This window comes from Salininema proteolyticum (assembly GCF_042685645.1).
Classification (GTDB): Bacteria; Actinomycetota; Actinomycetes; order Mycobacteriales; family Micromonosporaceae; genus Salininema; species Salininema proteolyticum.
Window position 1 is genome coordinate 2,174,489 of the sequence record NZ_JBHUNX010000001.1, and the last position, 21,785, is coordinate 2,196,273.

16 protein-coding genes are annotated in these 21,785 nt (G+C 68.1%); 6 read left to right on the top strand and 10 right to left on the bottom strand.

The window, feature by feature from the left end; all coding sequences use genetic code 11:
• Window positions 1-12: 12 nt before the first annotated feature.
• The 3 genes from ACFTE1_RS10130 to ACFTE1_RS10140 form a co-directional block, all read right to left on the bottom strand.
• Window positions 13-1,626 carry an AMP-binding protein gene (locus tag ACFTE1_RS10130; RefSeq protein ID WP_380622229.1) on the bottom strand — a complete coding sequence of 538 codons (1,614 nt, stop codon included), beginning with the start codon at window positions 1,624-1,626 and terminating at the stop codon, window positions 13-15.
• Complete coding sequence (locus ACFTE1_RS10135; RefSeq protein ID WP_380622226.1) at window positions 1,623-2,855, bottom strand: acyl-CoA dehydrogenase family protein; 1,233 nt, start codon at window positions 2,853-2,855, stop codon at window positions 1,623-1,625. The genes ACFTE1_RS10130 and ACFTE1_RS10135 overlap by 4 nt, the downstream gene beginning before the upstream one ends.
• A 92-nt stretch (window positions 2,856-2,947) precedes the next feature.
• Entirely contained in the window at window positions 2,948-3,406 is a 459-nt protein-coding gene (locus tag ACFTE1_RS10140; RefSeq protein ID WP_380622224.1) for an SCP2 sterol-binding domain-containing protein, read from the bottom strand.
• A 110-nt stretch (window positions 3,407-3,516) separates the two neighbouring features.
• Here ACFTE1_RS10140 and ACFTE1_RS10145 point away from each other — a divergent pair, with 110 nt between their 5' ends.
• Window positions 3,517-4,140 carry a TetR/AcrR family transcriptional regulator gene (locus ACFTE1_RS10145; RefSeq protein WP_380622222.1) on the top strand — a complete coding sequence of 208 codons (624 nt, stop codon included), beginning with the start codon at window positions 3,517-3,519 and terminating at the stop codon, window positions 4,138-4,140.
• Window positions 4,141-4,149: 9 nt separating this feature from the next.
• Here the strand turns inward: ACFTE1_RS10145 and ACFTE1_RS10150 are convergent, their stop codons facing one another.
• Both ACFTE1_RS10150 and ACFTE1_RS10155 read right to left on the bottom strand, forming a co-directional pair.
• Window positions 4,150-5,010 (bottom strand): MaoC/PaaZ C-terminal domain-containing protein, encoded by an 861-nt coding sequence (locus tag ACFTE1_RS10150; protein ID WP_380622220.1) that lies wholly within the window; start codon window positions 5,008-5,010, stop codon window positions 4,150-4,152.
• A gap of 8 nt (window positions 5,011-5,018) precedes the next feature.
• Window positions 5,019-6,323 carry a 3-oxoacyl-ACP reductase gene (locus tag ACFTE1_RS10155; RefSeq protein ID WP_380622217.1) on the bottom strand — a complete coding sequence of 435 codons (1,305 nt, stop codon included), beginning with the start codon at window positions 6,321-6,323 and terminating at the stop codon, window positions 5,019-5,021.
• A gap of 163 nt (window positions 6,324-6,486) precedes the next feature.
• On the opposite strand from ACFTE1_RS10155, the gene ACFTE1_RS10160 reads away from it, so the two are divergent.
• The 3 genes from ACFTE1_RS10160 to ACFTE1_RS10170 all read left to right on the top strand — a co-directional run bounded on the left by ACFTE1_RS10160 (window position 6,487) and on the right by ACFTE1_RS10170 (window position 10,151).
• The gene (locus ACFTE1_RS10160) at window positions 6,487-7,782 is read left to right on the top strand and encodes an acetyl-CoA C-acetyltransferase (protein ID WP_380622215.1); all 1,296 of its coding nucleotides are present in this window, start codon (window positions 6,487-6,489) and stop codon (window positions 7,780-7,782) included.
• Between the two features lie 543 nt (window positions 7,783-8,325).
• Window positions 8,326-9,906: a TROVE domain-containing protein gene (locus tag ACFTE1_RS10165; RefSeq protein WP_380622213.1), complete on the top strand. Its 1,581-nt coding sequence runs from the start codon at window positions 8,326-8,328 to the stop codon at window positions 9,904-9,906.
• Between the two features lie 134 nt (window positions 9,907-10,040).
• A complete protein-coding gene (locus ACFTE1_RS10170; RefSeq protein ID WP_380622211.1) occupies window positions 10,041-10,151 on the top strand; it encodes an alpha/beta fold hydrolase in 111 nt (36 codons plus the stop codon).
• A gap of 80 nt (window positions 10,152-10,231) precedes the next feature.
• On the opposite strand, the gene ACFTE1_RS10175 is transcribed toward ACFTE1_RS10170, so the two are convergent.
• Window positions 10,232-12,169 carry a peptidase inhibitor family I36 protein gene (locus ACFTE1_RS10175; RefSeq protein ID WP_380622209.1) on the bottom strand — a complete coding sequence of 646 codons (1,938 nt, stop codon included), beginning with the start codon at window positions 12,167-12,169 and terminating at the stop codon, window positions 10,232-10,234.
• Between the two features lie 799 nt (window positions 12,170-12,968).
• Here ACFTE1_RS10175 and ACFTE1_RS10180 point away from each other — a divergent pair.
• Window positions 12,969-13,655: a hypothetical protein gene (locus tag ACFTE1_RS10180; RefSeq protein ID WP_380622207.1), complete on the top strand. Its 687-nt coding sequence runs from the start codon at window positions 12,969-12,971 to the stop codon at window positions 13,653-13,655.
• Between the two features lie 70 nt (window positions 13,656-13,725).
• Here ACFTE1_RS10180 and ACFTE1_RS10185 read toward each other — a convergent pair whose 3' ends face one another.
• From ACFTE1_RS10185 to ACFTE1_RS10195, 3 genes are all read right to left on the bottom strand, one after another.
• Window positions 13,726-14,700, bottom strand: coding sequence for an NAD(P)/FAD-dependent oxidoreductase (locus ACFTE1_RS10185; protein ID WP_380622205.1), 975 nt, complete (start codon window positions 14,698-14,700; stop codon window positions 13,726-13,728).
• Window positions 14,701-14,849: 149 nt separating this feature from the next.
• A complete protein-coding gene (locus ACFTE1_RS10190; protein WP_380622203.1) occupies window positions 14,850-18,047 on the bottom strand; it encodes a glycoside hydrolase family 2 TIM barrel-domain containing protein in 3,198 nt (1,065 codons plus the stop codon).
• Window positions 18,048-18,223: 176 nt separating this feature from the next.
• On the bottom strand, window positions 18,224-18,634 hold the full coding sequence (locus ACFTE1_RS10195; RefSeq protein WP_380622201.1) for a YkvA family protein: 411 nt from the start codon (window positions 18,632-18,634) through the stop codon (window positions 18,224-18,226).
• Between the two features lie 111 nt (window positions 18,635-18,745).
• Between ACFTE1_RS10195 and ACFTE1_RS10200 the strand changes: the two genes are divergently transcribed.
• On the top strand, window positions 18,746-20,362 hold the full coding sequence (locus ACFTE1_RS10200; protein WP_380622199.1) for a phosphodiester glycosidase family protein: 1,617 nt from the start codon (window positions 18,746-18,748) through the stop codon (window positions 20,360-20,362).
• Window positions 20,363-20,437: 75 nt separating this feature from the next.
• Here ACFTE1_RS10200 and ACFTE1_RS10205 read toward each other — a convergent pair whose 3' ends face one another.
• Window positions 20,438-21,667: an MFS transporter gene (locus tag ACFTE1_RS10205; protein WP_380622196.1), complete on the bottom strand. Its 1,230-nt coding sequence runs from the start codon at window positions 21,665-21,667 to the stop codon at window positions 20,438-20,440.
• Between the last annotated feature and the right edge of the window lie 118 nt (window positions 21,668-21,785).

The following is a 21,785-nucleotide window of genomic DNA, read 5'->3' on the forward strand; positions in this document are numbered from 1 at the left end:
CGTTTGTTCTCCTCACGCGGCTTCGGACAGGAGCCGCCTCAATTCCCCGGGCACGACCTTCCCCGTCGCGTTGCGGGGCAGGCCTTCGATGAAATGGACCTCGCGGGGCACGCTGTGCGCCGCGAGGCGGGTCTTCACTCGGTGCTTGAGGGTGGCCTCGTCGAGGTCCCAGCCGGGGTTGAGGACGACGAAGGCGACCAGGCGCTGCCCGAACTGCTCGTCGTCGACGCCGATTGCGGCGGCCTCGGCCACCTCGTCCATGTCGCAGACGCAGTCTTCCACCTCGCGGGGCATGACGTTCTCCCCGCCGGAGACGATCATGTCGTCGGTGCGGCCCTCGACGACGAGCGAGCCGTGCGCGTCGAAATGGCCGTAGTCGCCGGTCTGGAACATGCCCTCGTGCGAGGTCGGCCCGCCTCCCGAGGTGTAGCCCTCGAACAGCATCTCATTGGACACGAAGATCCGTCCGCGCTCGCCGTCGGCGACGGGGTGGCCGTCGGGGCCCAGGAGCGCCAGGTCGGTGCCGAAGGGCGGCCGTCCGGCGCAGTCGGGAGAGCGGCGCAGGTCGCCGGGCGCGGCGATGGCGGCCCAGGAGACCTCCGTGGAGCCGTAGAGGTTGTAGAGGACATCCCCGAAGCGGTCCATGAAGCGGGTGGCCAGCTCGCCGGGCAGGCGTGATCCGGAGACGGCGACGGCCTTCAGGCGTTCCGGCGCGTGGCGGTCCAGTTCGGACTCGTCCAGTTCCAGGATGCGCTGCAGCATCACCGGGACCGCGAAGGCCGCGTCGCAGTCGTGCCGGGCGATCGCCCGCAGCGACGAGGCGGGGTCGAACCGCCCGGTGAAGACGAAGGTCCCGCGCACGGCCATGGTCAGCTGCATGGCGGCGTAGCCCCAGGTGTGGAACAGCGGGGCAGGGATGTGGACCCGGTATCCGGTCTTCATGGGGATGCGCGAGAGCATCGCGGTCAGGGAGCGCATCTTCGGGTGGGGGCGCTTGGCTCCCTTCGGCGTGCCGGTCGTGCCGGAGGTGAGGACGACCGTCCGCCCCTTCTCGGCCGGCGGCGGAATCACGGCGGCCCTCTCCGGGGCGATGACCTCGTCGATGGTCAGGTGCTCGTCGGACTCGTCGGCGACCAGCAGGCGGACGTCGTCGGGCAGGTGCAGGTCGGGCGCGAACTCGGCGTCGGCGACGACGATCGAGATCCGCTGCTGTTCGACCACGCTCTTCAGCTGCGCGCCGGAGGCGCCGGTGTTGAGGAGGACCAGGTCGGCTCCGAGCTGGGAGCAGGCGACGACCGTTTCGAGGAACCCCCGGTGGTTGCGGCACAGCAGCCCGACACGGGGGCGGCGGTGAAGTTTGGGGAGCGCGTGCGCCAGGCGGGTGGCGCGGTCCTGGAACTCCCGGTAGGTCAGGTGCCCCCTGGGGTCGATGACAGCGGTGTGGTGGGGCACCCGTGCGGCGTTGGCCCGGAAGGCGCCCGCCGGGGAGATGCCCCAGCGGGCCAGCGAGTACAGCTGCCTGGCCATGCGGACCGGGCGTCCCGGCAGGAGGACGCGGCTCTTGACGAGCGTATAGGGGACGTGCAGCCCCACACCGAGGGCTCGGACCAGACCGCTGCGGCTCATCGCAGTTCCATCCCCGATATCGCCCGCGCGATCACCAGGCGCTGGATCTCGCTGGTGCCCTCGAAGATCGTGTAGATCTTGGAGTCGCGGGAGAGGCGCTCGACCGGGTACTCGCGGCTGTAGCCGGCGCCTCCGTGGATCTGAATCGCCTTCTCGGTGGCCCTCACCGCCACTTCGGAGGCCTTGAGCTTGGCCATGGAGCCCTCGCCAGCGGCGAAGGGCTGTCCGGTGCGGGCCATCCAGGCGGCGCGCCACACCAGGAGCCTCGCGGCGTCGATCTCGGTCTTCATGTCGGCCAGGGCGAAGCTGATGCCCTGGTTGGCGATGATGGGCCGTCCGAACTGGACGCGGTCCTTGGCGTACTCCAGCGAGTGCTCGTAGGCAGCCCGGGCGATGCCGAGGGCCTGCGCGCCGACCGTCGGGCGGGAGACCTCGAAGGTCGACATGGACGGGTTCTTGACCTTGCCCTTCTCCGGGTTCGCCTTGCGCTCGTGGGCGCGGGCGAGCCGCGCGTCGAGCTTCTCCTTGCCGCCGAGCAGGCAGGAGCCGGGGATCACGACGTCGTCGAAGAAGACGTCGGCGGTGTGCGAGGCGCGGAGGCCGTGCTTCTTGATCTTGCCGGGGCTCTCGACTCCGGCGGTGCCGGGCGGGACGACGAAGGCGGCGTGGCCCTTGGTGCCCAGGTCCGGGTCGACGACGGCCATGACCACGTGGACGTTGGCGATGCCGCCGTTGGTGATCCAGGCCTTTTGACCCGAGAGGGTCCAGGTGTCGTCGGCCTCGTTGTAGCGGGCCCGGGTGCGCATGGCGGAGACGTCGGAGCCGGCCTCGGGCTCGGAGGAGCAGAACGCGCCGACCTGGGGCGTGGCCTCGTCACCGAAGCACTGGGGGATCCACTCGACGATCTGCTCGGGGGTGCCGTTGGCGTAGATGCCGGCGGCGGCCAGGGTCGTGCCGAAGAGGGCCATGCCAATGCCGGCGTCGCCCCAGAACAGCTCCTCGTTGACCAGCTGCAGCTGGAGGCCGGAGTCGTCGCCCCAGAACTGGACGAGGGCCTCTAGTCCGTAGAGGCCGATCTTGGCGGCCTCCTGGATGATCGGCCAGGGCGTCTCCTCGCGCTCGTCCCATTCGGCGGCGGCGGGGCGGATGACGTCGGCGGCGAAGCCGTGGACCCAGTCGCGCACATCCTCCTGCTCTTCGGAGAGCTCGAGATTGAACGAATCAGACATTATAGAATTTCCACATTCCTATTTCTTAGATCGCACTGTACCCCGACCCGGCGGCGGGCGCCGGGCGTCCGGTCCGGGGCCCGGGAAGGGGCCTAGGCCTTGGGGATGTTGAAGAGCCCGCCGAGGGAGGCGGCGAAGCCGATGTCGCCCTGGAGCTTGATCTTGCCGCTGAAGAACATCATCGGCGGGGATCCGTTGCCGCTGGCCAGGTTGAGGAACTGCTCGGCGTCGAGCTTGATGGTCACCCGCGGCTCGTCGACCTCGGGCTCTTTGGTGACGCCGCAGTCTCCGCCGGAGAGGGTCGTCTCGTAGAGGTCGTACCCGCCGTCGGGCCGGTCGAGGATCTTCCAGTGGATGACGGCCTCGGTCTTGCGGGAGCCCTTATACTGGCTACCCATGCGGTCGAAGACGGCGTCGAGCACCGCGGTGCGGATCTCGGTGTCGGCCATGAGCTCTCGGATCTGGTCCTTGGGAGTGCTCTTGACCAACTGGGCGAAGTCCTTGGGGGAGATCGAGGCGAAGTCCACCTCGGCGATCGGATTGTCACTCATGGTAATCTCCAGTTCTGAATATTGCCGAACGGCAATATCTTTCTTACTTGGGCGTAACCTTACCCTAGGGTAAGATAGTGTGCAAGAGCCTATCGGGAGAAAGTTTTGTGGTGAAACAGAGGAAGCGCGTACCGCGCGCCGAACGCGAACAGCAGATGATGGACGCGGCCGTGGCCGTCTTCGCACGGGACGGGTTCCACGCCGCCGGCATGGAGGAGATAGCCGTCCGCTGCGGCGTCTCCAAACCCATGCTGTACCTCTACTTCGAGTCGAAGGAGGGGTTGTTCATCGCCTGCATCAAGCGCGAGTCCGAAAGGCTCGCCACCCGGATCAGCGAGGCCGTCTCCGGGCACGAGGAGCCCAAGGACCAGCTGTGGAACGGCCTGCGGGCATTCCTGGAGTTCGTCGACGCCAACCGGGGGGCCTGGTCGGTCCTGTACCGGCGCGCCCGCTACCTCGGCGACCCCGTCTCCACCGAGGTGAGCCACCTGCGCGAGAACATGATCGGCCTCGTCACCTCGCTTCTCAGCCACGGCGAGGAGACCGAGGGGACCGATATCAGCGTCGCCGCGCACACCCTCGTGGGAGCCTGCGAGTCCCTGTCGGACTGGCTGATCGACCGGCCCGAGATCTCCGTGGACGAGATCGGCGACCAGTTCACGGCCATCATGTGGCCCGGCCTGGCGCACCTGTTCAGGGCCGACCGCGAGGAGGCGCCCCGCAAGGCGTCCTGAACGGGGCGCTCAGAGGTCGAACGAGACCGTTCCCCGGACGTACCTCTTGCGGTCCCTGAGGCGCACCAGCGCGAACTCCCGCGGCCCGTCGCCGTCGCGGGAGTGGAAGCCTATCTTCTGCCGCAGCTGGATCGGGCGGCGGAAGTCGACGGCCACCCTCATGCCGTCGGCGGCGCCGTCGGGCACCAGCTCGGCGGCCGCGCGGGACAGGCCCCACATGCCCTGGGCGATGACGTCCTTGTTGCCCATGGCCTTCGACATGGCCTTGGAGACGTGGATGGGGTTGTAGTCCCCCGAGACCGCGGCGTAGTCCCGCCCCAGCCGGGGCGGGACGAACCACTCCGCCACCTCGCCCTCGACCGGGTCCTCCTCGCCGTTCTCCTTGGGCGGACGCGGACCCGGACGCTTCATCAGGCGCAGATAGGTGCTCGTCTCGCTCCACACCGCCTCTCCGGCAACGTGGGCCTCGGTCCGCAGGTCGACGACGACGCCCTTGTGGTGGGGGCGCAGGTTCTCGGCCCACACCTCCAGGTCGAAGTGCTCGGCGAGCCCTATGGCCTTGTACTGGCGGCACTCGTTGGACACGTGCAGCATGCCCGTCACGGGCATGGGGAAGGCGCGGTCCATCATGATCGCCATCTGGCTCTTGAATCCGAGGATGTGAGGATAGGTGAAGGGGAGCCGTTCGGAGTCGGCGAAGCCGCAGACGGCGTTGTAGTCCCGCAGCGCGCTTCGGTTGACCGTGACATCCCTGAGCGTGAGCCGTTCCCCCGGCAGGCCCGCGTCCATGGGGTCGGGGTAGCGGCGCGCGAGGTCCCGCGCGCCCTTCCAGAGCATCCACGCCTTGGACGGCGCCGTCGCTTCGACCATGGTCCCTCCTAGGCTCCCATCAGGTTCTGTCCGCAGACGCGCAGGACCTGGCCATTGACCGCGGCGGTCCCGGGCAGTGCCAGCCAGGAGACGGCCTCGGCCACGTCGACCGGCTGCCCGCCCTGCCCGAGCGATGAGAGGCGCCGGGCCACGGCCCTCGTCATGGCGGGCATGGCCGCCGTCATCGGGGTCTCGATCAGCCCGGGGGCCACGGCGTTGAACGATCCGCCCCGCTCGCGCATTGTCGGGGCGAGCGCCCTGGTCAGGCCCACGAGGCCCGCCTTGGAGGCGCCGTAGTTGGTCTGGCCCCGGTTGCCGGCGATGCCCGACACCGAGGAGAGCACGACGACTCGGGCGCCGTCGTTGAGCACTCCGTCGTCGAGGAACTTCTGCGTGATCGCCTGCGGGCCTTTCAGGTTGATGGCGAGGACGGAGTCCCAGCGCTTCTCGTCCATGCGCGCGAGGGTCTTGTCGCGGGTGACTCCGGCATTGTGGATCAGGGCGTCGATGCCGTCGGGCGCCGCCGCGGCGATCCTGTCCCCCGCCTCGCCGTCGGTGATGTCCAGCGGGAGGGCGATTCCGCCGTGCTCCTCGGCCACGGCCTTCAAACCCGCCTCGGCCGCGGGAATGTCCACGCAGACGACCCTGGCGCCGTAGTTCGACAGGACTTTGACCGTCTCCCTCCCGATGCCGCCGGCCGCGCCGGTCACCACGGCCGTCTGCCCTTCGAGGCCGCCGCCGGCGGTCTCTTCACGGGCCTCCAGCGCGAGGATCTGACCGGACACGAAGGCACTGCGTCGTGAAAGGAAGAAGCCGACGACCGCGTCCACGTGCGCCTCTGCGCCGCGCGGGATCCGCGCCAGCTGCGCGGTGGCGCCGGGGACGACCTCTTTGCCCAGCGAGCGCGTGAAGCCCTCCAACGCAGTCTGGGCGACCTGGAAGTCCGTGTCGTCCGAGTCCTCCAGGCCGGCCGCGAGGATGAGGACGCGCCCGCACTTCTCCAGACGGGACAGCCGCCCGTGGAAGAAGTCGTACAGTTCGTCCAGGTCGGCGCCGTTTCGAAGACCGGTGGCGTCGAAGACCAGGCCTCCGAGGCGCCCGTCTCCGGTCTCCGGGACGGCGATGCCGCGGCCTTTGAGGCTCTTCTCGATCGCGGCCCGGGCGCGGCCGTCGCCGCCGATCGCGGCGGTGGCTATGAACTCGTCCTCGCCGGGGCGGAACCGCCGCAGCGGCGCCGCGGGCGGCAGGCCGAGGCGTTTGGCCAGGCCCTTGCCCGTCTTCGAGTTCACAAAGCGTACGTATCGGTCGGCCATGTCCCCTCCCGCGTCTGTCAAGGGTATCCTCCCGAGTGGGAGATGCTTCAGTATCAATGTAACATTACTTTGAAGTAATCTTACGCGCAAGTAAGATAGGGGCGAAGCAGGGGTTCGCCCCTGACGAAGACACTGCTCAGGCCCCTTCAAAGGGAGAACAACCATGGAACTGACATCCACCCGAACCGTCCGGCCGGTCGCCGTCCTGGGCGGCAACCGCATCCCCTTCGGCAAGGAGGCCGGCCCCTACGCCGAGAGCTCGAACCAGGAGATGCTCACCGCCGCTCTCGACGGCCTAGTCGAGCGCTTCGACCTGAAGGGACGCCGCCTCGACGAGTTCGCGGCCGGAGCGGTCCTCAAGCACTCCAGGGACTTCAACCTCGCCCGCGAGACCGTGCTCGGCTCCGGGCTCGACTCGGCCACGCCCGCCTACGACGTCCAGAAGGCCTGCACCACCAGCCTGGAGACCGCCGTCGGCGTCGCCAACAAGATCGCACTGGGCCAGATCGAGGTCGGCGTCGCCGGCGGGAGCGACACCACCTCGGACGCGCCGCTCGGAGTCAACGACAAGGCCCGCCGGCTCCTCATCAAGGCCCGCAACGCGAAAACGGTCGGCAAGCGCCTCGGCACCGTCCTCCGGCTCCGGCCGGGCCACCTCGTTCCCGACATCCCCCGAAATGCCGAGCCTCGTACCGGCCTCTCAATGGGCGAACACGCCGCCCTCACGGCGAAGGAGTGGGGCGTCTCCCGCGAAGAGCAGGACGCCTTCACGCTCGCCAGTCACCGGAAGCTCGCCGCCGCCTACGAGGCGGGCTTCTTCGACGACCTCCTGACGCCCTTCAAGGGCCAGAAACGCGACCAGTTCCTCCGCCCGGACTCCACGTTGGAGAAGCTCGCCCGCCTCAAGCCCGTGTTCGGCGGTGCCGAGGGGACCATGACGGCCGGGAACTCCACGGCGCTCTCCGACGGCGCCGCCACCGCGCTGCTGTCGTCCGAGGAGTGGGCCAAGGCGAACGGGCACCCGGTCCTCGCCTACGTCCACGATGTCCAGTCCGCCTCCGTCGACTACGTCGACGGGCCCGACGGACTGCTCACCGCCCCCGTCTACGCCGTGCCGAAGCTCTTGGAGCGCAACGGCCTCACCTTCGACGACTTCGACTTCGTCGAGATCCACGAGGCCTTCGCCTCCCAGGTCCTAGCGACGCTGAAGGCCTGGGAAGACGAAGAATTCTGCCGCAAGAGGATAGGGCTGGACGGGGCCCTGGGAACTGTCGACCGCGACAGGCTCAACGTGAACGGCTCCTCTCTGGCCACCGGACACCCCTTCGCGGCCACCGGCGCGCGCCTCGTCGCCACGCTCGCCAAGATGCTGCACGGGACCGGCGAGAAGGGGCGGCTGGGCCTGATCTCCGTCTGCGCCGCTGGCGGACAGGGCATCGCAATGATCCTGCGGAGCTGAGGCGGACGGCCCCGGTCGAGCGGACCGGCGTCGACGGCCGGTCCGCTCGACCGGGGTCGGTGTCGCCGCGCGTGCGGCCACGGCGCCCATGGTGACGACACCGTTTGCCGACAACAGACGACCAGCCTCAGCATTCATCGGCCGCAGGTGAAATCTACGAACACAAATCAGATGCCGCCTGTCTCTCGTTGCCGTACAATGGAGTCGTACCTCCCAGTGCGCAGACGCGGAGTTCTTCAGCTGTTAACTGAAAGACGCGGGTTCAAATCCCGCACCGCCTCAGGCGGTTAGCTCAGCGGCCTAGAGCATCGTGACGCCGCGTCGACTTGATCTCGGGAGGTCGCACCATCGTAGATGGAGCGCCCGGTGCGAAGAGACGGATTTCTTCGGCAACGACCCTTAGGTCAGCAGGTTCAAGTCCTGCACTGTCCTTGCGGACAGATCGCTCGTTTCAGAGCGATAAAAGCCGTCTCACCCTGATCTCGGGCGCTCCATTCTCTCTGCCTGCGACCTCCGGTGCGACCCAAGAGAAAGACACCCCCGATGGCGAAATTCAACAAGAAGCTCCCGACCGGAAAGACCTCGCCCGTTCGCTCGAAGGCCGACCCGTCCGCCACCACACACGAAGGCGGCGCCGGCCACACCCGCGACGCGAAGTCCGAACTGTTCCTCCTCGCCGTGACCAACATGGTCGGCGAGGACACGTTCTACGAGGCCGCAGGGGAACGCGACGAACGCTACCGCGACCTCATCGCCGCCGTCGCCGTGGCCGATCCGGACTGGACGGCACGGTTCACCGCATGGCTCCGGTCGGAGGCCGGCATGCGGTCGGCCTCCGTCGTCGCGGCTCTAGAGGCCGCCCGTGCCATGGTCGAGGCCGATGTTCCCGGCGGCCGCCAGATCGTCGCCGACGCGTTGAAACGCGCCGACGAGCCCGGCGAAGCGCTCGCCTACTGGACTCACCGCTACGGCCGTAAAATGCCGAAGCCGGTCAAGCGCGGTATCGCCGATGCCGCCAAGCGGCTCTACAGCGAGTACTCGCTTCTCAAGTACGACACGGCCTCCAAGGCGTTCCGGTTCGGCGACGTCCTCAACCTGACCCACCCGGCCACGGACGAGGACTGGCAGAAATCCCTGTTCGAGCACGCCCTCGACCGACGATTCGGGAACGTCGCCGCGACCCCCGCCAACCTGGCCATGGTCGCCGCGAACGCGCGACTGCGCCAGGAAGCCGAAAGCGACCCGAGTGTCCTCCTCAACGCCGACCGGTTGAAAGAAGCCGGATTCACCTGGGAGGACACGCTCTCACTAGCGGGAGACCGGCTCGACAAGGCACGCCTGTGGGAAGCGGCCATCCCGTCAATGGGTCTGTTCGCACTCCTGCGCAACCTGAGGAACTTCGACGAGGCCGGAGTCAGCGACACCACCGCCGAAACCGCCGCCGAACGCCTGACCGACTCAGAGCAAGTACGCCGATCCAGACTCATGCCGATGCGGTTCCTATCGGCCTACCGCGCCGCACCCAGCCTCCGCTGGTCTTGGCCGCTGGAGCAAGCCCTCGACGCCTCCGTGGCGAACATCCCCGCCCTATCCGGCCGGACGCTCGTCCTCGTGGACACGTCAGGGTCGATGAACTCTCCGTTCTCCCGCGACGGATCGCTCATGCGATGGGACGCAGCCGTCGTCTTCGCGCTCGCGCTCGCGACCCGATGCGACACGGCCGACGTGGTGTCGTTCTCTTCGGGGTGGCATCGCGGTCCTGATTCGCTGGTCTTCCCGCACAAGGCCGGGGAATCCGTCCTTGCCGGCGTCGAACGTTGGACCTCGGACGGTTACTTCCTCAACGGCGGGACCGACACGGCCGGGGCGGTGAAACGCCACTACAACGGCCACGATCGCGTCGTGATCCTCACCGACGAGCAGGCCCACTGGTCGCACGCGGGTGACGTGACCGCTGCCGTTCCGGCCAGGGTACCGGTGTACACGTGGAACCTCGCAGGGCATCGCGTCGGGCATGCTCCGTCCGGTGAGCGGAACCGGCACACGTTCGGCGGCCTCTCGGACAAGGCGTTCGCCATGATCAGCCTGTTGGAACAGGGAAAGAACGCGACCTGGCCCTTCTAGCCGACAGAGTTGATCGGTGTCCGTCTGGCGTCGGTCAATGATGGGCGGGCACCGCAGCGTAGGGCAAGAGCATGCGGACTTCATGGCGTTCGGCTGTGTCTGATGCACTGGGAGCGCCTGTCCACAGGGACGGAATGGGCCCGACTTTCGCCGTCCTCGACATGGCGGGCCACAACGCCCAGATCGAACAGCCCGAACTGTTCGGGGCGCTCATGAGGGAGTGGCTGGGGCGCGTCGGCCGCTGAGTCGGAACGGTGTCGCCGGGCGGACCTCGATCGGGCCCGCCCGGCGACACCGTCTCACCTCATCACGTGCTGGTCTTCCTTCAGAACACCCGCACCGCGAAATCGCCGCCGTACACGTTGGTCACGTGCACGCTGGTCGAAGTCCGGGGCCAGGAGGACTCGACCATTTGGCCGTTGCCCAGGTAGATCGCGACATGCGTGGTGCCACCGCCGGGCGTGCCCCAGAAGATCATGTCACCGCGTTTGATGTTGCCCATCGAGACCACCGTTCCGCTGTACTGCTGCGAACCGGTGTAACCGCCGATGTCGATACCCGCGCCCTGCCAGAACGCGTACTGCGTCAGGCCGGAGCAGTCGTAGCCGTAACGGTTTCGGTCGTCGTACCCGCTGGGGCTGCAGCAGATTCCATAGGACGGACCCGACTTGCCGCCGGCGCCCCAGGAGTAGGTCAGCCCCTTGCCGGTCTGCGAGAGGGCGGCGTCGATGACCCGCTCGATCTTCTCGGAGCCGGAACCGCCCGTGTCCCCGCCGCCGCCTCCGGTGCTCTCGCAGCCGTCGGATCCCGAGAGGAACTGGTGCGAGGCGTTGCCGTTGTACAGGGAACCGGTCAGCTGTCCCTTGTAGCCGGGCGCCACTTCCTGGCAGGATCCTCCGTAGTAGCTGTTGAAGTACACTCCGACCGTCTTGTCGGACCGGTTCCAGACCGAGGCGGCGTTGTTCTTGATGCACTCCCCCTGGCCATTGCCGGATCCCTTGTACTCGTAACAGGAGGGCTGCGACGTACCGTAGTCGCCGACCGACTTGACGAAGTCGGAAACGGACCCCTGGTTTTCGCTGTTAAAGTGGTAACAGAACTCGCCGTCCTCGCACGAGCCGTTGCGAGCGCCGATTCCGCCGGTGTCCCCGCTGCCGTCGTCGGAGTCCGTAAGGAACCGGTGCCCGGCGTTGTTGTTGTAGAGGGTACCGTTCAGCTGGCCCTTGTAACCGGGCGCTATGTCCTGGTACGTGCCTTCGAAGTAGCTGTTGAAGTACACGCGGACGGTCTTGTCGGATCGGTTCCACACGGAGGCGGCATTGTTCTTGATGCACTCCCCCTGGCCATTGCCGGACCCTTTGTACTCGTAGCAGGACGGCTGCGACGTGCCGTAATTGCCGACCGAGTCGGTGAAGTCCGAGACCGAACCCTCGTTGTAACTGTTGAAGTGGTAACAGAACTCGCCGTCTCCACACGAACCGTCGCGAGCGCCGCCGGAACCGTCCGGAGCAGTCGTGAACTTGTGGGAGGCGTTGTTGTTGTACAGGGTGCTGTTCAACTGTCCCTTGTAACCGGGGCTGAGCGACTGATAGGTGCCCCCGTGGCCGGTGTTGTAGTAGACGCGGACGGTCTTGTCGGACCGGTTCCACACGGAGGCGGCATTGTTCTTGATGCACTCCCCCTGACCGCTACCGGCCCCCTTGAAGTCGTAACAGGACGGCTGCGACGTACCGTAATCACTGACCGAGTCGGTGAAGTCCGAGACCGAACCCTCGTTATAACTGTTGAAGTAGTAACAGAACTCGCCGCGGTCGCAGGAACCGTCGCGAGCGTTGCCTCCTTCGGAGTCCGGAAGGAACCGGTGAGAGGCGTTGTTGTTGTAGAGCGTGCTGTTCAGCTGCCCCTTGTATCCGGGCGCGACATCCTGGTACGAGCCGCCGTGGCCTGTGTTGTAGTAGACCCGGACTGTCGTGCTGGACCGGTTCCAGACCGAGGCGGCATTGTTCTTGATGCACTCCCCCTGACCGCTGCCCGCGCCCTTGAAGTCGTAACAGGACGGCTGCGACGTACCATAATCGCTGACGGAGTCGGTGAAGTCCGAAACGGACCCCTGATTGTCGCTGTTGAAGTAGTAACAGAACTCGCCGCTTTCGCAGGTGCCGTCGCGGTCCGCGGCCGCGGCCGGCGTGGCGGACACGGCGAGCCCGAGTATCTGGGCCGCCAGTGTGATCGCCGCGAGAAGCGCTATGGACGTTCTTCTCATGCGGATTTCCTTTCGTTTCTTCTGAATCGCAGCGCGGAATCACAAATCCATAAAGGACTGCTAATGCCGTGTGCTCAGGGTGTAGAGTTCTCGGTCGCGCCCGCCGTGAGGAGAATGCGCGACTGAGGATGGATACGGGAGCGGGCGGAGGATCGCCGGGCATGTCGGGTGCGAGAACGGGACAGAGGAGCAGGGGTCGACCGGCCGGATGCCGACTGCGCGCCGGGTTCGGCGGTGTCGGCACCGGGCGTGCGGCGACGGGCTTCGGTTCTCGGGCACCGCGGTCGGTCCGCCGCGATGAAGGGTGTGCTTCGCCTGGTCGAGTGGTTCCTCTCTCGTAGATGGTCCCCGCCGGCCGCCTGAGCGTCGGCATGTTCGGGCCTCACTGAACATCCTCGCCCGATCGGCGGTTCACCGAAAGCGGGCATTAATCGGCTTTCCGTTCGGGCCGAATTGACCTGGGCACTAGAAAGGCGGTGGAACCCGTTAAAAATGACAGCCGATGAGCCGGTTGAGAGAAAAGAAGAGAACTCAGAGAGCGAATCGACAGCGTGCTGCCTACCATTTATCCCATGGCGTTCTTCGCCATTTCCGCCAGTGGTGTCCGGTGGCGCCGGACCGGTCACAGTCGGTTCCGGCATACGGCGCGTGGTCGGCCCCGGCCCGGCGGACTCGACGGAGCCCGATCTGCCCACGGGCGCCGTCCCACGAACTGGATGGGGCTTCCACAAGTAGATATGGAATATCATCGCTACCCTGGAGGGGCGAGCTGAATCCCCTCCCCCAAGAAAGGCTCCCCATGACCGATCCGGAACCTCCCAGCCCCGCGCGCCGTCGCACGGCGGTGGCCGTTCTCCTTATCACGGCGGCGGTCTGGCCGCCGGTCTTCATCATGATCGGCGGCCAGGCGTTCATCGGCACCGCGCTCCTCGGCTTTGCGGGCCCGCCTGCCGCAGGGGAACTTCAACGGGCCGAGGACCTGTGGAACCTCACTCTGCTGGTAGCCGTCGCGGGCGCGTTCCTCGCCATCACCGCGTCGTTCTTCGGCGGATTCCGCCAAGCGGGGAAGGTGCTCGTCGCCATCGCCGTCCCGTTCGTCCTCGTCGTCGGCTGGGTGGCCACGGCGAACACGAAGGCGCCCGAGCCGGACCAACCGGTCGCGGACGATCCCCAGCCCCCTCCGGCCATATCGCAGAACACCCAGATCCACCATCTGCTCCCCGCCGAGCGGGATCGCCATCCCTACACTCAGGAACAAATGGACTGCCTGAGCGGACGGCACGGTTGGGCCTTCCGCTACTTCGAAGAGATCGATCGGTACGGCTTCGAGAGCCGGTGGTTCCTCAAGGGGGAGGCGATACCCGACTTCGAGGCCGAGTCCGCCGAGTGCGTCGCCGAGCACCCGTACGATCCCGACGTCCCCGAAGAGGACCAGGCCGCTCCGCAGGAGGACACTCCGACGTCAACGGCCCGCCCCGGCAGTTGACGCGGGCGTCACGGCATCGGTGGCCCCTGTCTCCGGAGGAGAAGGCCGTCCCCGGCCGCTGACGCGGGCGTCACCCCTCGTCGCTGGAGTGGCCCGGGAAGACCGACGCGCCGGGACGGATCACCGTCGCGGCGTTGTTCACCGCCGTCGCCGCTTCGCCGAATCCGGTGGCGATCAGGCGGACCTTGCCCGTGTACTCGGCAATGTCGCCCGCGGCGAAGACGCGCGGCTGGTTGGTGCACATGGTCGAGTCCACCAGGATGTGACGCCCCTCCAGCTCCAGGTTCCACTTCTTGATGGGTCCCAGGTCGGCGATGAAGCCGAGCGCGGCGACCAGGGTGTGCGCCTCGAATTCCCGTTCGGTCTCGTCGTCGGCCGAGTAGGCGCGGACTCCCCGCACCGATCCGTTCCCGAGGATCTCCTTGATCTCCGTGTTGACGTGTATGGGGATGCCCAGGCCGCGCACCTTCTCCACTGTGGCGTGATGCGCGCGGAACTTCGCGCGGCGGTGGACCATGGTGACGCTGCGCGCGATCGGGTGCAGCGCCAGTGCCCAGTCGAAGGCGGAGTCGCCGCCTCCGACGATGACGACGTCCTTGTCCCGGTGGGCGTCCAGCTCAGGCACGAAGTAGACCAGCCCGTCGCCCTCGAACCCGGAGGCGGCGGGCAGAGGCCGGGGGCTGAAGTTCCCCATCCCGGCGGTGATGACGAGCGCGCCGGCGGCCACTTCGGTGCCGTCGTCGAGGGTGAGGACCGGTCGGCCGTCGACGTGCTCCAGTTCTCGGGCGCTCCGGCCCAGCAGGTAGTGCGGGTCGAACGGCGCGGCCTGGCGCACCAGGTTGTCGACCAGGTCCCGGCCCTTGACCTCGGGGAATCCCGCGACGTCGTAGATCATCTTCTCGGGGTACATGGCGGTGATCTGGCCGCCGGGTTCGGGCAGGGAGTCGATCACGGCGACGCTCAGGCCGCGGAACCCCGCGTAGTACGCGCAGAAGAGGCCCGTGGGCCCCGCCCCGATGACGGCCATGTCCACTGTCAACGCCATGTCGCCTCACTTCGGTCGGATCTGGTCCATAGATGGTACCGAATTTTCCCCTCGGGATGGCCCGGCGCGGGCCCTCGATTCGGATCGTGTCCAGAACCGAAGGCCCGCGCGGGAAACGGTGTCCGCGGGAAGGGCCCGGGCGCGGCGCGTCAGGACCCAGTCGGGCGGAACCGCCACACGTGCGTGTAGGTGCGGTCGGCCCACAGCCGGTACCGGTCCAGCGGCGCGGCACCCCACGAGTTGATGCCGCCGACACCCATCTGCGCGTAGTTGACGCCGACGACCGTCTCCCGGCGGGGAGCGAGCTCGTGCGGGTGGCGCACGTCCTCCAGATCCGTGGGCCGGTAATGCAGTGCGCTCACTTCAAGGGGCCGGAAGCCGTCCTCGCCGCGTTCGGCCTCTATGAGCAGTCCGACCGTTCCGTCGGTGACCCAGGCCCGGCGAACGTCGGTGACGTTGCCGGCCCCCTGGGGCCGGACGTAGCCGAAGAACTGCTCCTCCACGCTGGACTCGTATCGGCCGAAGAACGCGCTGGACCGGCGGTCCCGGTAGTTCTCGTGAGGGCCCCGACCGAACCAGGAAAAGGACTCGAAGCCCTCCGGAAGGGTCAGCAGGGTTCCCACGAGCGGCAGTTCGGGAAGACCGGAGCCGGGTTCGAGGACCTGGCGGACGCGGACCTCGCCGTCGCCGCGGATCGTGAACCGGGTCCGCCACACCGACTCCGACGGGGCGGTCGGGAGCGTCGCGGCGACGTCGACGGCCACTTCGCCCTCGGAGACCCCCTCGGCCGAGACCTCGGTGACAGTGCGGTCGGCTCCGGCGCTCCGCCACGTGGCGAGCGAATCGTGAGCGCCCCGGCCCCGGTCGTTGTCGAGCGGCGCCCTCCAGAAGTTCGGCTCCGGCCCCGACGACAGCAGCGCCCGGCCCTCGTACTCGTAGGAGGCGATGGTTCCGGAGGCCTTGTCGAGGACGAGCCGGAAAGCGGGGCCGGCGACCGTGACGGCCGCGTCTGTCTCCTCCCAGTCGAGCGCCGGAACGTCCGGATCGGCCGGCGAGGGCGCGGACCAGGGCAGGGCCAGCTGCTCGGCGGCGACGACGTGCCCCGCATCGGCCCACGGCGCGTCCTCCTTCAAAGCGAAGCGGACCGTCAAGTGGTACTCCGCCCCTGGTTCGGGGGCAGCCGGAGGACTCAGCGGCACGGACGCCTCGGCCTCCCCGCCCGGAGCGACGGCGGGGGCGTCAAAGGCCCCCTCCTCAAGGGTCTCGCCGTCCCGCAGGACCTCCCACCGCAGTTCATAGGCGGAGAGGTCGGTGAAGAGGTTCTTGTTCGCCACGAGGACCCGCCCGGCGCCCGCGTCCCGGTCGCTCACTCCGATAGCCTGGTAGACCTTCTTGACCTCCAGGATCTCCGGTTCCAGGGCGCGGTCGGCGGCTATGAGGCCGTTGCAGCAGAAGACCTCGTCGGTCGGGTAGTCCTCGCCCCAGTCGCCCCCGTAGGAGAGGAAGGTGCCCTCGCCGCCGGGAACGGGCAGTCGGATCGCCTGGTCGACGAAGTCCCAGATGAAACCGCCGTGGAGATTGTCGTAGCGCTCGATGACCTCCCAGTACTCCGGGAGGTTCCCCGAGCTGTTGCCCATGGCGTGCGAGTACTCGCATAGCAGGAACGGCTTGGGGTTTCCCGACTTCCCGTAGTCCTCGACCCAGCCCGGCGAGGCGTACATGCGGCTCTCGATGTCGGCCACGGAGTTCATCTGCTCGTAGTGGATCGGCCGGGAGGGGTCGCGCTCGCGCGCCCAGTCGGCCATGGCGGCGAAATTGTCGCCGCCGCCGGCCTCGTTTCCCAGGGACCAGACGATCACCGAGGGGTGGTTCTTGTCCCGCTCCACCATGGATCGCATGCGGTCGACGCAGTTGTCCGTCCACTCCGGAAGGCCCGCGGGCAGCCAGTCTCGGACTGCGTGGGTCTCGACGTTGGCCTCGTCGACGACGTAGATCCCGTACTCGTCGCACAGGTCGAGCCAGAGCGGATCGTTGGGATAGTGCGAGGTCCTGACGGCGTTGACGTTGTGCCGCTTGAGGATACGCAGGTCCTCCAGCATGCGCTCCTCGGTCATGGCCTGGCCGGTGTCGGGATCGGTCTCGTGGCGGTTGACGCCGCGCAGGACGATCGGTGCGCTGTTGACGGTGAACTCGCCCGGGCCCCAGGAGACGGTCCGGAAACCGACGCGGACGCTGTGGACGTCGGCGGGCCCGCCGGGGCCGTGGAGGGAGAGGACGAGGGTGTAGAGGTTCGGGTCCTCGGCCGACCACAGGCGCGGCGATTCGACGGCGGCGGCGAGGTCCACCGTCGCGTCCGCTCCCCCGGCGAAGTCGACTGGCGCCGAAAGCGGCTCGCCGAAGACCGGATCGCCGGCGGCGTCGAAGAGCTCGGCGTCCACGCGGTAGCCGGAAGCCTCGCCCCCGGCCCGGTTGCGGACCGCCACGGCGGCGCTCAGCTCGCCGGTCATCTCGGCCCGGGCGAAGACGTCGTGGAGTCCGACCTCCGGGACGGCGTAGAGGAACACGTCGCGGAAGATGCCGGAGAGGTCGATCATGTCCTGGTCCTCCAGCCAGGAACCGTCCGACCACCGGAACACCTGGACGGCCAGGGTGTTCTCGCCGTCGGTCAGGGCGTCGGTCACGTCGAACTCGGAGGGTGTGAAGGAGTCCTCGCTGTAGCCGACCTTCCGTCCGTTGACCCACACGAAGCAGTTGGACTTCACGCCTTGGAAGGACAGCAGGACCCGGCGCCCCTTCCAGCGGTTGGGAACGGTGAAGACGCGGCGGTAGGAGCCGACGGGGTTGAAAGCCAGGGGGACGTCGGGGGCGTCCGGCTGTTCGTAGCCGTACCACGGGTAGTGGATGTTGAAGTAGATCGGCTCGCGGTAGCCCTCGATCTCCCAGTTGGAGGGGACGGGGACGGTGTCCCACCCGCCGTCGTCGAACTCGACGGCCTCGAATCCCTCGGGACGGTGGTCGGGGTTCTCGGCCCAGTGGAAGCGCCACTCGCCGTTGAGGGAGAGGAAGTACGGCGAGTCGGACTCGTCGCGGTGGGGCGCGGGGCGCTCGCGGGTGGCGGACATCGGGGAGCGGGCATGGCCGAGGTTGCGGTGGGGAACGAGCCTGGCGCGCGGGTCTTCGCGGCCCACTTCGAACAGCTGCGGAGCGTTGCGCCACTCGTCGCCGTCGAAACCGTCGGAGGGGCCCGAGCCTACCTCCTGCGCGAAGGCCCGTTTCTGATCGGCGAAGGCGGCTCCTCCCGCGAGCGCGCCGCCCGCGGCCATGAAGGTGCGTCGGGACATCGACATTGATACTCCCTCTCATGATGGTTTTTGTGTAATTTTGGGTGAATATGTGAGATTGTTGCACGATGATGTCCCATGCGTCAATATCCATGGCTGCTTCCATAGTGGTGTCAGGGTGATCGCGGATCATGCCGAGTGTTCGTTTTCGTTGGAGAAGGTTCGGCTTTGGGGATGTGCCTTCAGGCGGTGCCGGTTAGGCGCAGGAGCACGGCCAGCGAGTCCTCCGAGCCGCGCCAATGGCGTCGCACGCCCTCGGGCTCGAGGCTCCGGAAGATGAGGCGCAGCGCCAGGACCGCGATGACGACGTCGTCGGCCCAGCCGATCACGGGGAGGAAGTCGGGAATCAGGTCGAAGGGCAGGAGGAGGTATCCGAGCAGCGCCCACAGGCCGATGCGGGTGCGCAGGGGCACGTCCTTCTCCGTGGCGAGGCGTCGCAGGAGGGTGAGGACGTCGGGCAGGAGGCGCAGCAGGCTCTTCAGTCCGGGGACGCCGTACCGCCTGCCGTAGAGGAGGAGGGCGGCGGCGAAGAGCACCCACAGTGCGAGGATCGCCGCGACGGCTCCGGCCACCGTGTTCCAGAAAGAGTCCACGGCCCCAGAATAGAGGCGGGCCGTCGCAGTTGCCGCGGCCACCGTAGCGCCTCGTGCGGTGGACGGGGCCTCCTATGGTGGAGCGGACCATCGGCTACGAGAGGCACTTCCTTGCGACACAACGGTAAACGAACGGCCCTGGGGACGGCGTCGGCCATCGCCGCCGTTCTGGCCCTGGCCGCCTGCGAGTTCGGCGACGAGGACGGGGGCGACGGCGGCGGGTTCACCGAGGGCTCCACTCCCCCGGACGTGACGGAAGAGGTCGCTCCGGGCTTGGTGTACGAGTCGTTCTCCTACAACGGGGAGCCGGTGCACATGGTAACAGTGGCCATCGGCGAGAACCACGTCTCGGCGGACGTGCTCGTTCCGGATGCCATCGCGGCGACCGACGAGCCGTCGAACATGGCGGAGGACGCCGGAGCCGCCGCGGTGATCAACGGAGACTTCTTCAACAACCGCGAGGATGACTGGATCGGCACCAACGCGCCGTCCGGGCCGATGATCGCCCACAACGGGTCCCGGCAGGACGGTTCCGGCGGGGAGTCGTTCGTCAAGGCAGCCGTTCCGGCCGGCCAGCGTATGGGGCCGACGCGCCCCGAGAGCTCGCCCTACGAGAGCGTCCTGGGTTTCCGCGACGGGACCCCGATCATGACGACCCTCGACCTCGACGGGAAGGTCGTCACCGACGGCGGGGAGCGGAAACTGGACGGGGCCAACCAGTACGGGCTGCCGACCGACGGCATCGGGTACTTCGACCACCAGTGGGGCGGCACGCACTTCTCGCGGGCCGGTTGCGGCAACGAAGAGGCGCGCGACGCCCCCTGCAGCGACAACACCTATACGCTCCTGGTCCGCGACGGGAAGGTCCTCGGCGAGTCGACGGTGCCGGCCGTGGGCGGCGGGGAGGGCGAGTACGCCCTCTTCGGCAGGGACGCGGGCGCCGACTTCCTCCGCGGGCTGGAGCCGGGCGACGACATCACCACGGATTGGAGGCTCGTCTCCCCCGACGGCGACATCGAAACGGCCGTGGGGGGAATGCCCATCGTGCGCGACGGCAGCCTGGTCGAAGGGCTCTCCGAGGACGAGATCGGTGACGACGGACGGCCGGAGAACACGGCGGTGAGGTCCGCCGTGGGCTACAACAAGGCCGCCGACGAGCTCTACATGCTGACGGTCGGCGAAGAGCAGGGCGCGGGTCTCTCGCTCAGGGAGCTGGGCGCGCTGATGATGGAGAAGGACGCGGTGGACGCGCTCAACCTGGACGGCGGCGGATCCAGCCTGCTGGGAACCGCCGACGAGGACGGCTCGATAGAGGTCCGCAACACTCCCACCGACCCGTGGTTCCTCGGCAACCAGAGGGAGGTGGCCAACGCGCTGGCGATATTCGCCGCCGAGCCTTCCGGTTCCGAGGTCTCCTTCCTGGAGGGCCGGTGGCGCGGCCAGTACGGCAACGGCCCCTTCGACCCGGTGCTCGAGTTCGACGCGGACGGCTCGGTGGTGCGCATTTCGGAGGGCGCCGCCGAGCTTCCGGAGGGAACCGTCCGGCTCCAGGACGACTCGACCGACGAGGTGTGGCACTTCGTCGCGGAACTGGAGTACCCGGTGCCGGACCGGGAGGCCGTGACGGTCGACTTCACGGTGGAGCCGGGCTCGTCCGCTCCGGAACCGCAGGTCGGCGACGTGCTCACCGACTCCGAGGGCACCGAATGGGTTCGGGAGTCCGTCTAGGCGGACCGCCGTTCCGCCCGGGCGCCTCCGGAATAGCTCGCCCCCCTGAGGGGGCGTTATCGCGTCCCCGATTGGTCAGGCCGCCTCCGGTTGCAGCTCGCGCCGGGGCTGGGCGCGCATCCGGCCGACGCCGGTCAGGGCCGCGGCGGCCAGGGCGGCGCACAGCACCCCGAAGCCGGTGGCGGTGAAGCTCCACTGTGCGCCGAAGGTCTCCACGACCCAGCCGACGACCGGGGCGCCGAGGGCCGCTCCCATGGTCATGGCGGAGCCCTGCATCCCCATCGCCGTGCCCTGGACGCGCGGTTCGGCGATCCGGGAGACCTGGTCGGTCGCCGCGGCCACCGACATGGCGGTGAAGAACCCCGAGGGAATGATGACCAGGGCGAGGATCCACCACGACCCGCTGAGCCCCAGCGGAGCGGTGCACACTCCGAGGATGAACAGCAGCACCAGCGGCGAGACCCGGCGGTGGGAGCCGGCGAGCATGAGCGCGCCGAAAAGGGAGTAGAGGGCCCACAGGGCGAGTGGCACCCAGGCCATGCCGATCTGGTCCTTTGCCTCCAGGTGCGAGACGATCGAGATGTCGGTGCCGGAGAAGCAGAAGGCCATCCCGAAGGCCATGACCATGAGCGCGGCGAGGCGGACGGTGAACCACTGGCGCAGCGGAGGCAGGGGCGGTTCGGGCGCGGCGGGCTCGACCGCCTTCTTCTCGGGCAGGCCCGTCGGCGGGTTCAGCAGCCAGATGAGCGTCCCCGACAGGAGCACGGCGGCGGCGATGACGCGGGGAGCCAGCTGCGGATCGAGGGCCGTGACGAGGACGGTGGCGGTGGCCGGGGCGATGGCGAAGGCCAGTTCGACGCTGACGGCGTCGGCGGCGTAGGCGGTGCGGCGGAGGTTCTCGGGCACCATGGCCGCGATAGGCTGGCGCACGACCACGAAGACGGGTATGGACAGGAGCCCGGCGGGGAAGGCGACGGCGAACAGCAGGGGGAGGCCGAGGGACGGGAAGACGGCCCAGAGCGCGGTGCTGGAGAGGGTCGTGACCGCCAGGACGGCGCGGAGTCCGAAGTGGTCGGAGATGCGGCCCATGAGCGTGGACCCGGCGGCCTGGCCGAGGACGAACAGCGTCGCGACGAGCCCGGCGGCGAAGTAGCTCTCCCCCAGGCCGAATCGGACGAAGAGGGTCAGGGTGATGCTCGCCGCCGAGTAGGGCAGGCGGAGGAAGAAGCCGCCGAGCACGAGCGGCTTGAACCGGGGGATCGCGAGCACGCTCCGGAAGCGCGAGTAGTCGAAGATCTGGGCCACCAGTCCATGATCCGGACTTAACTGGCCGGACGGCAAGTGGAGGCCGGGGTGACGTCCGGCGCAGTCGGGAACCGGCACCGGAAGTCCGAGTCGGTGCCCGCAGGAACTGCCGGGAAAG

What these genes read in the sequence shown, in the direction of transcription:
- ACFTE1_RS10180 (WP_380622207.1), top strand. Translation starts at nt 12,969, where the DNA reads ATGACCGATCCGGAACCTCCCAGCCCCGCGCGCCGTCGCACGGCGGTG.
- ACFTE1_RS10150 (WP_380622220.1), bottom strand. Translation starts at nt 5,010, where the DNA reads ATGGTCGAAGCGACGGCGCCGTCCAAGGCGTGGATGCTCTGGAAGGGC.
- ACFTE1_RS10155 (WP_380622217.1), bottom strand. Translation starts at nt 6,323, where the DNA reads ATGGCCGACCGATACGTACGCTTTGTGAACTCGAAGACGGGCAAGGGC.
- ACFTE1_RS10165 (WP_380622213.1), top strand. Translation starts at nt 8,326, where the DNA reads ATGGCGAAATTCAACAAGAAGCTCCCGACCGGAAAGACCTCGCCCGTT.
- ACFTE1_RS10175 (WP_380622209.1), bottom strand. Translation starts at nt 12,169, where the DNA reads ATGAGAAGAACGTCCATAGCGCTTCTCGCGGCGATCACACTGGCGGCC.
- ACFTE1_RS10170 (WP_380622211.1), top strand. Translation starts at nt 10,041, where the DNA reads ATGGGCCCGACTTTCGCCGTCCTCGACATGGCGGGCCACAACGCCCAG.
- ACFTE1_RS10130 (WP_380622229.1), bottom strand. Translation starts at nt 1,626, where the DNA reads ATGAGCCGCAGCGGTCTGGTCCGAGCCCTCGGTGTGGGGCTGCACGTC.
- ACFTE1_RS10160 (WP_380622215.1), top strand. Translation starts at nt 6,487, where the DNA reads ATGGAACTGACATCCACCCGAACCGTCCGGCCGGTCGCCGTCCTGGGC.
- ACFTE1_RS10190 (WP_380622203.1), bottom strand. Translation starts at nt 18,047, where the DNA reads ATGTCGATGTCCCGACGCACCTTCATGGCCGCGGGCGGCGCGCTCGCG.
- ACFTE1_RS10135 (WP_380622226.1), bottom strand. Translation starts at nt 2,855, where the DNA reads ATGTCTGATTCGTTCAATCTCGAGCTCTCCGAAGAGCAGGAGGATGTG.
- ACFTE1_RS10185 (WP_380622205.1), bottom strand. Translation starts at nt 14,700, where the DNA reads ATGGCGTTGACAGTGGACATGGCCGTCATCGGGGCGGGGCCCACGGGC.
- ACFTE1_RS10140 (WP_380622224.1), bottom strand. Translation starts at nt 3,406, where the DNA reads ATGAGTGACAATCCGATCGCCGAGGTGGACTTCGCCTCGATCTCCCCC.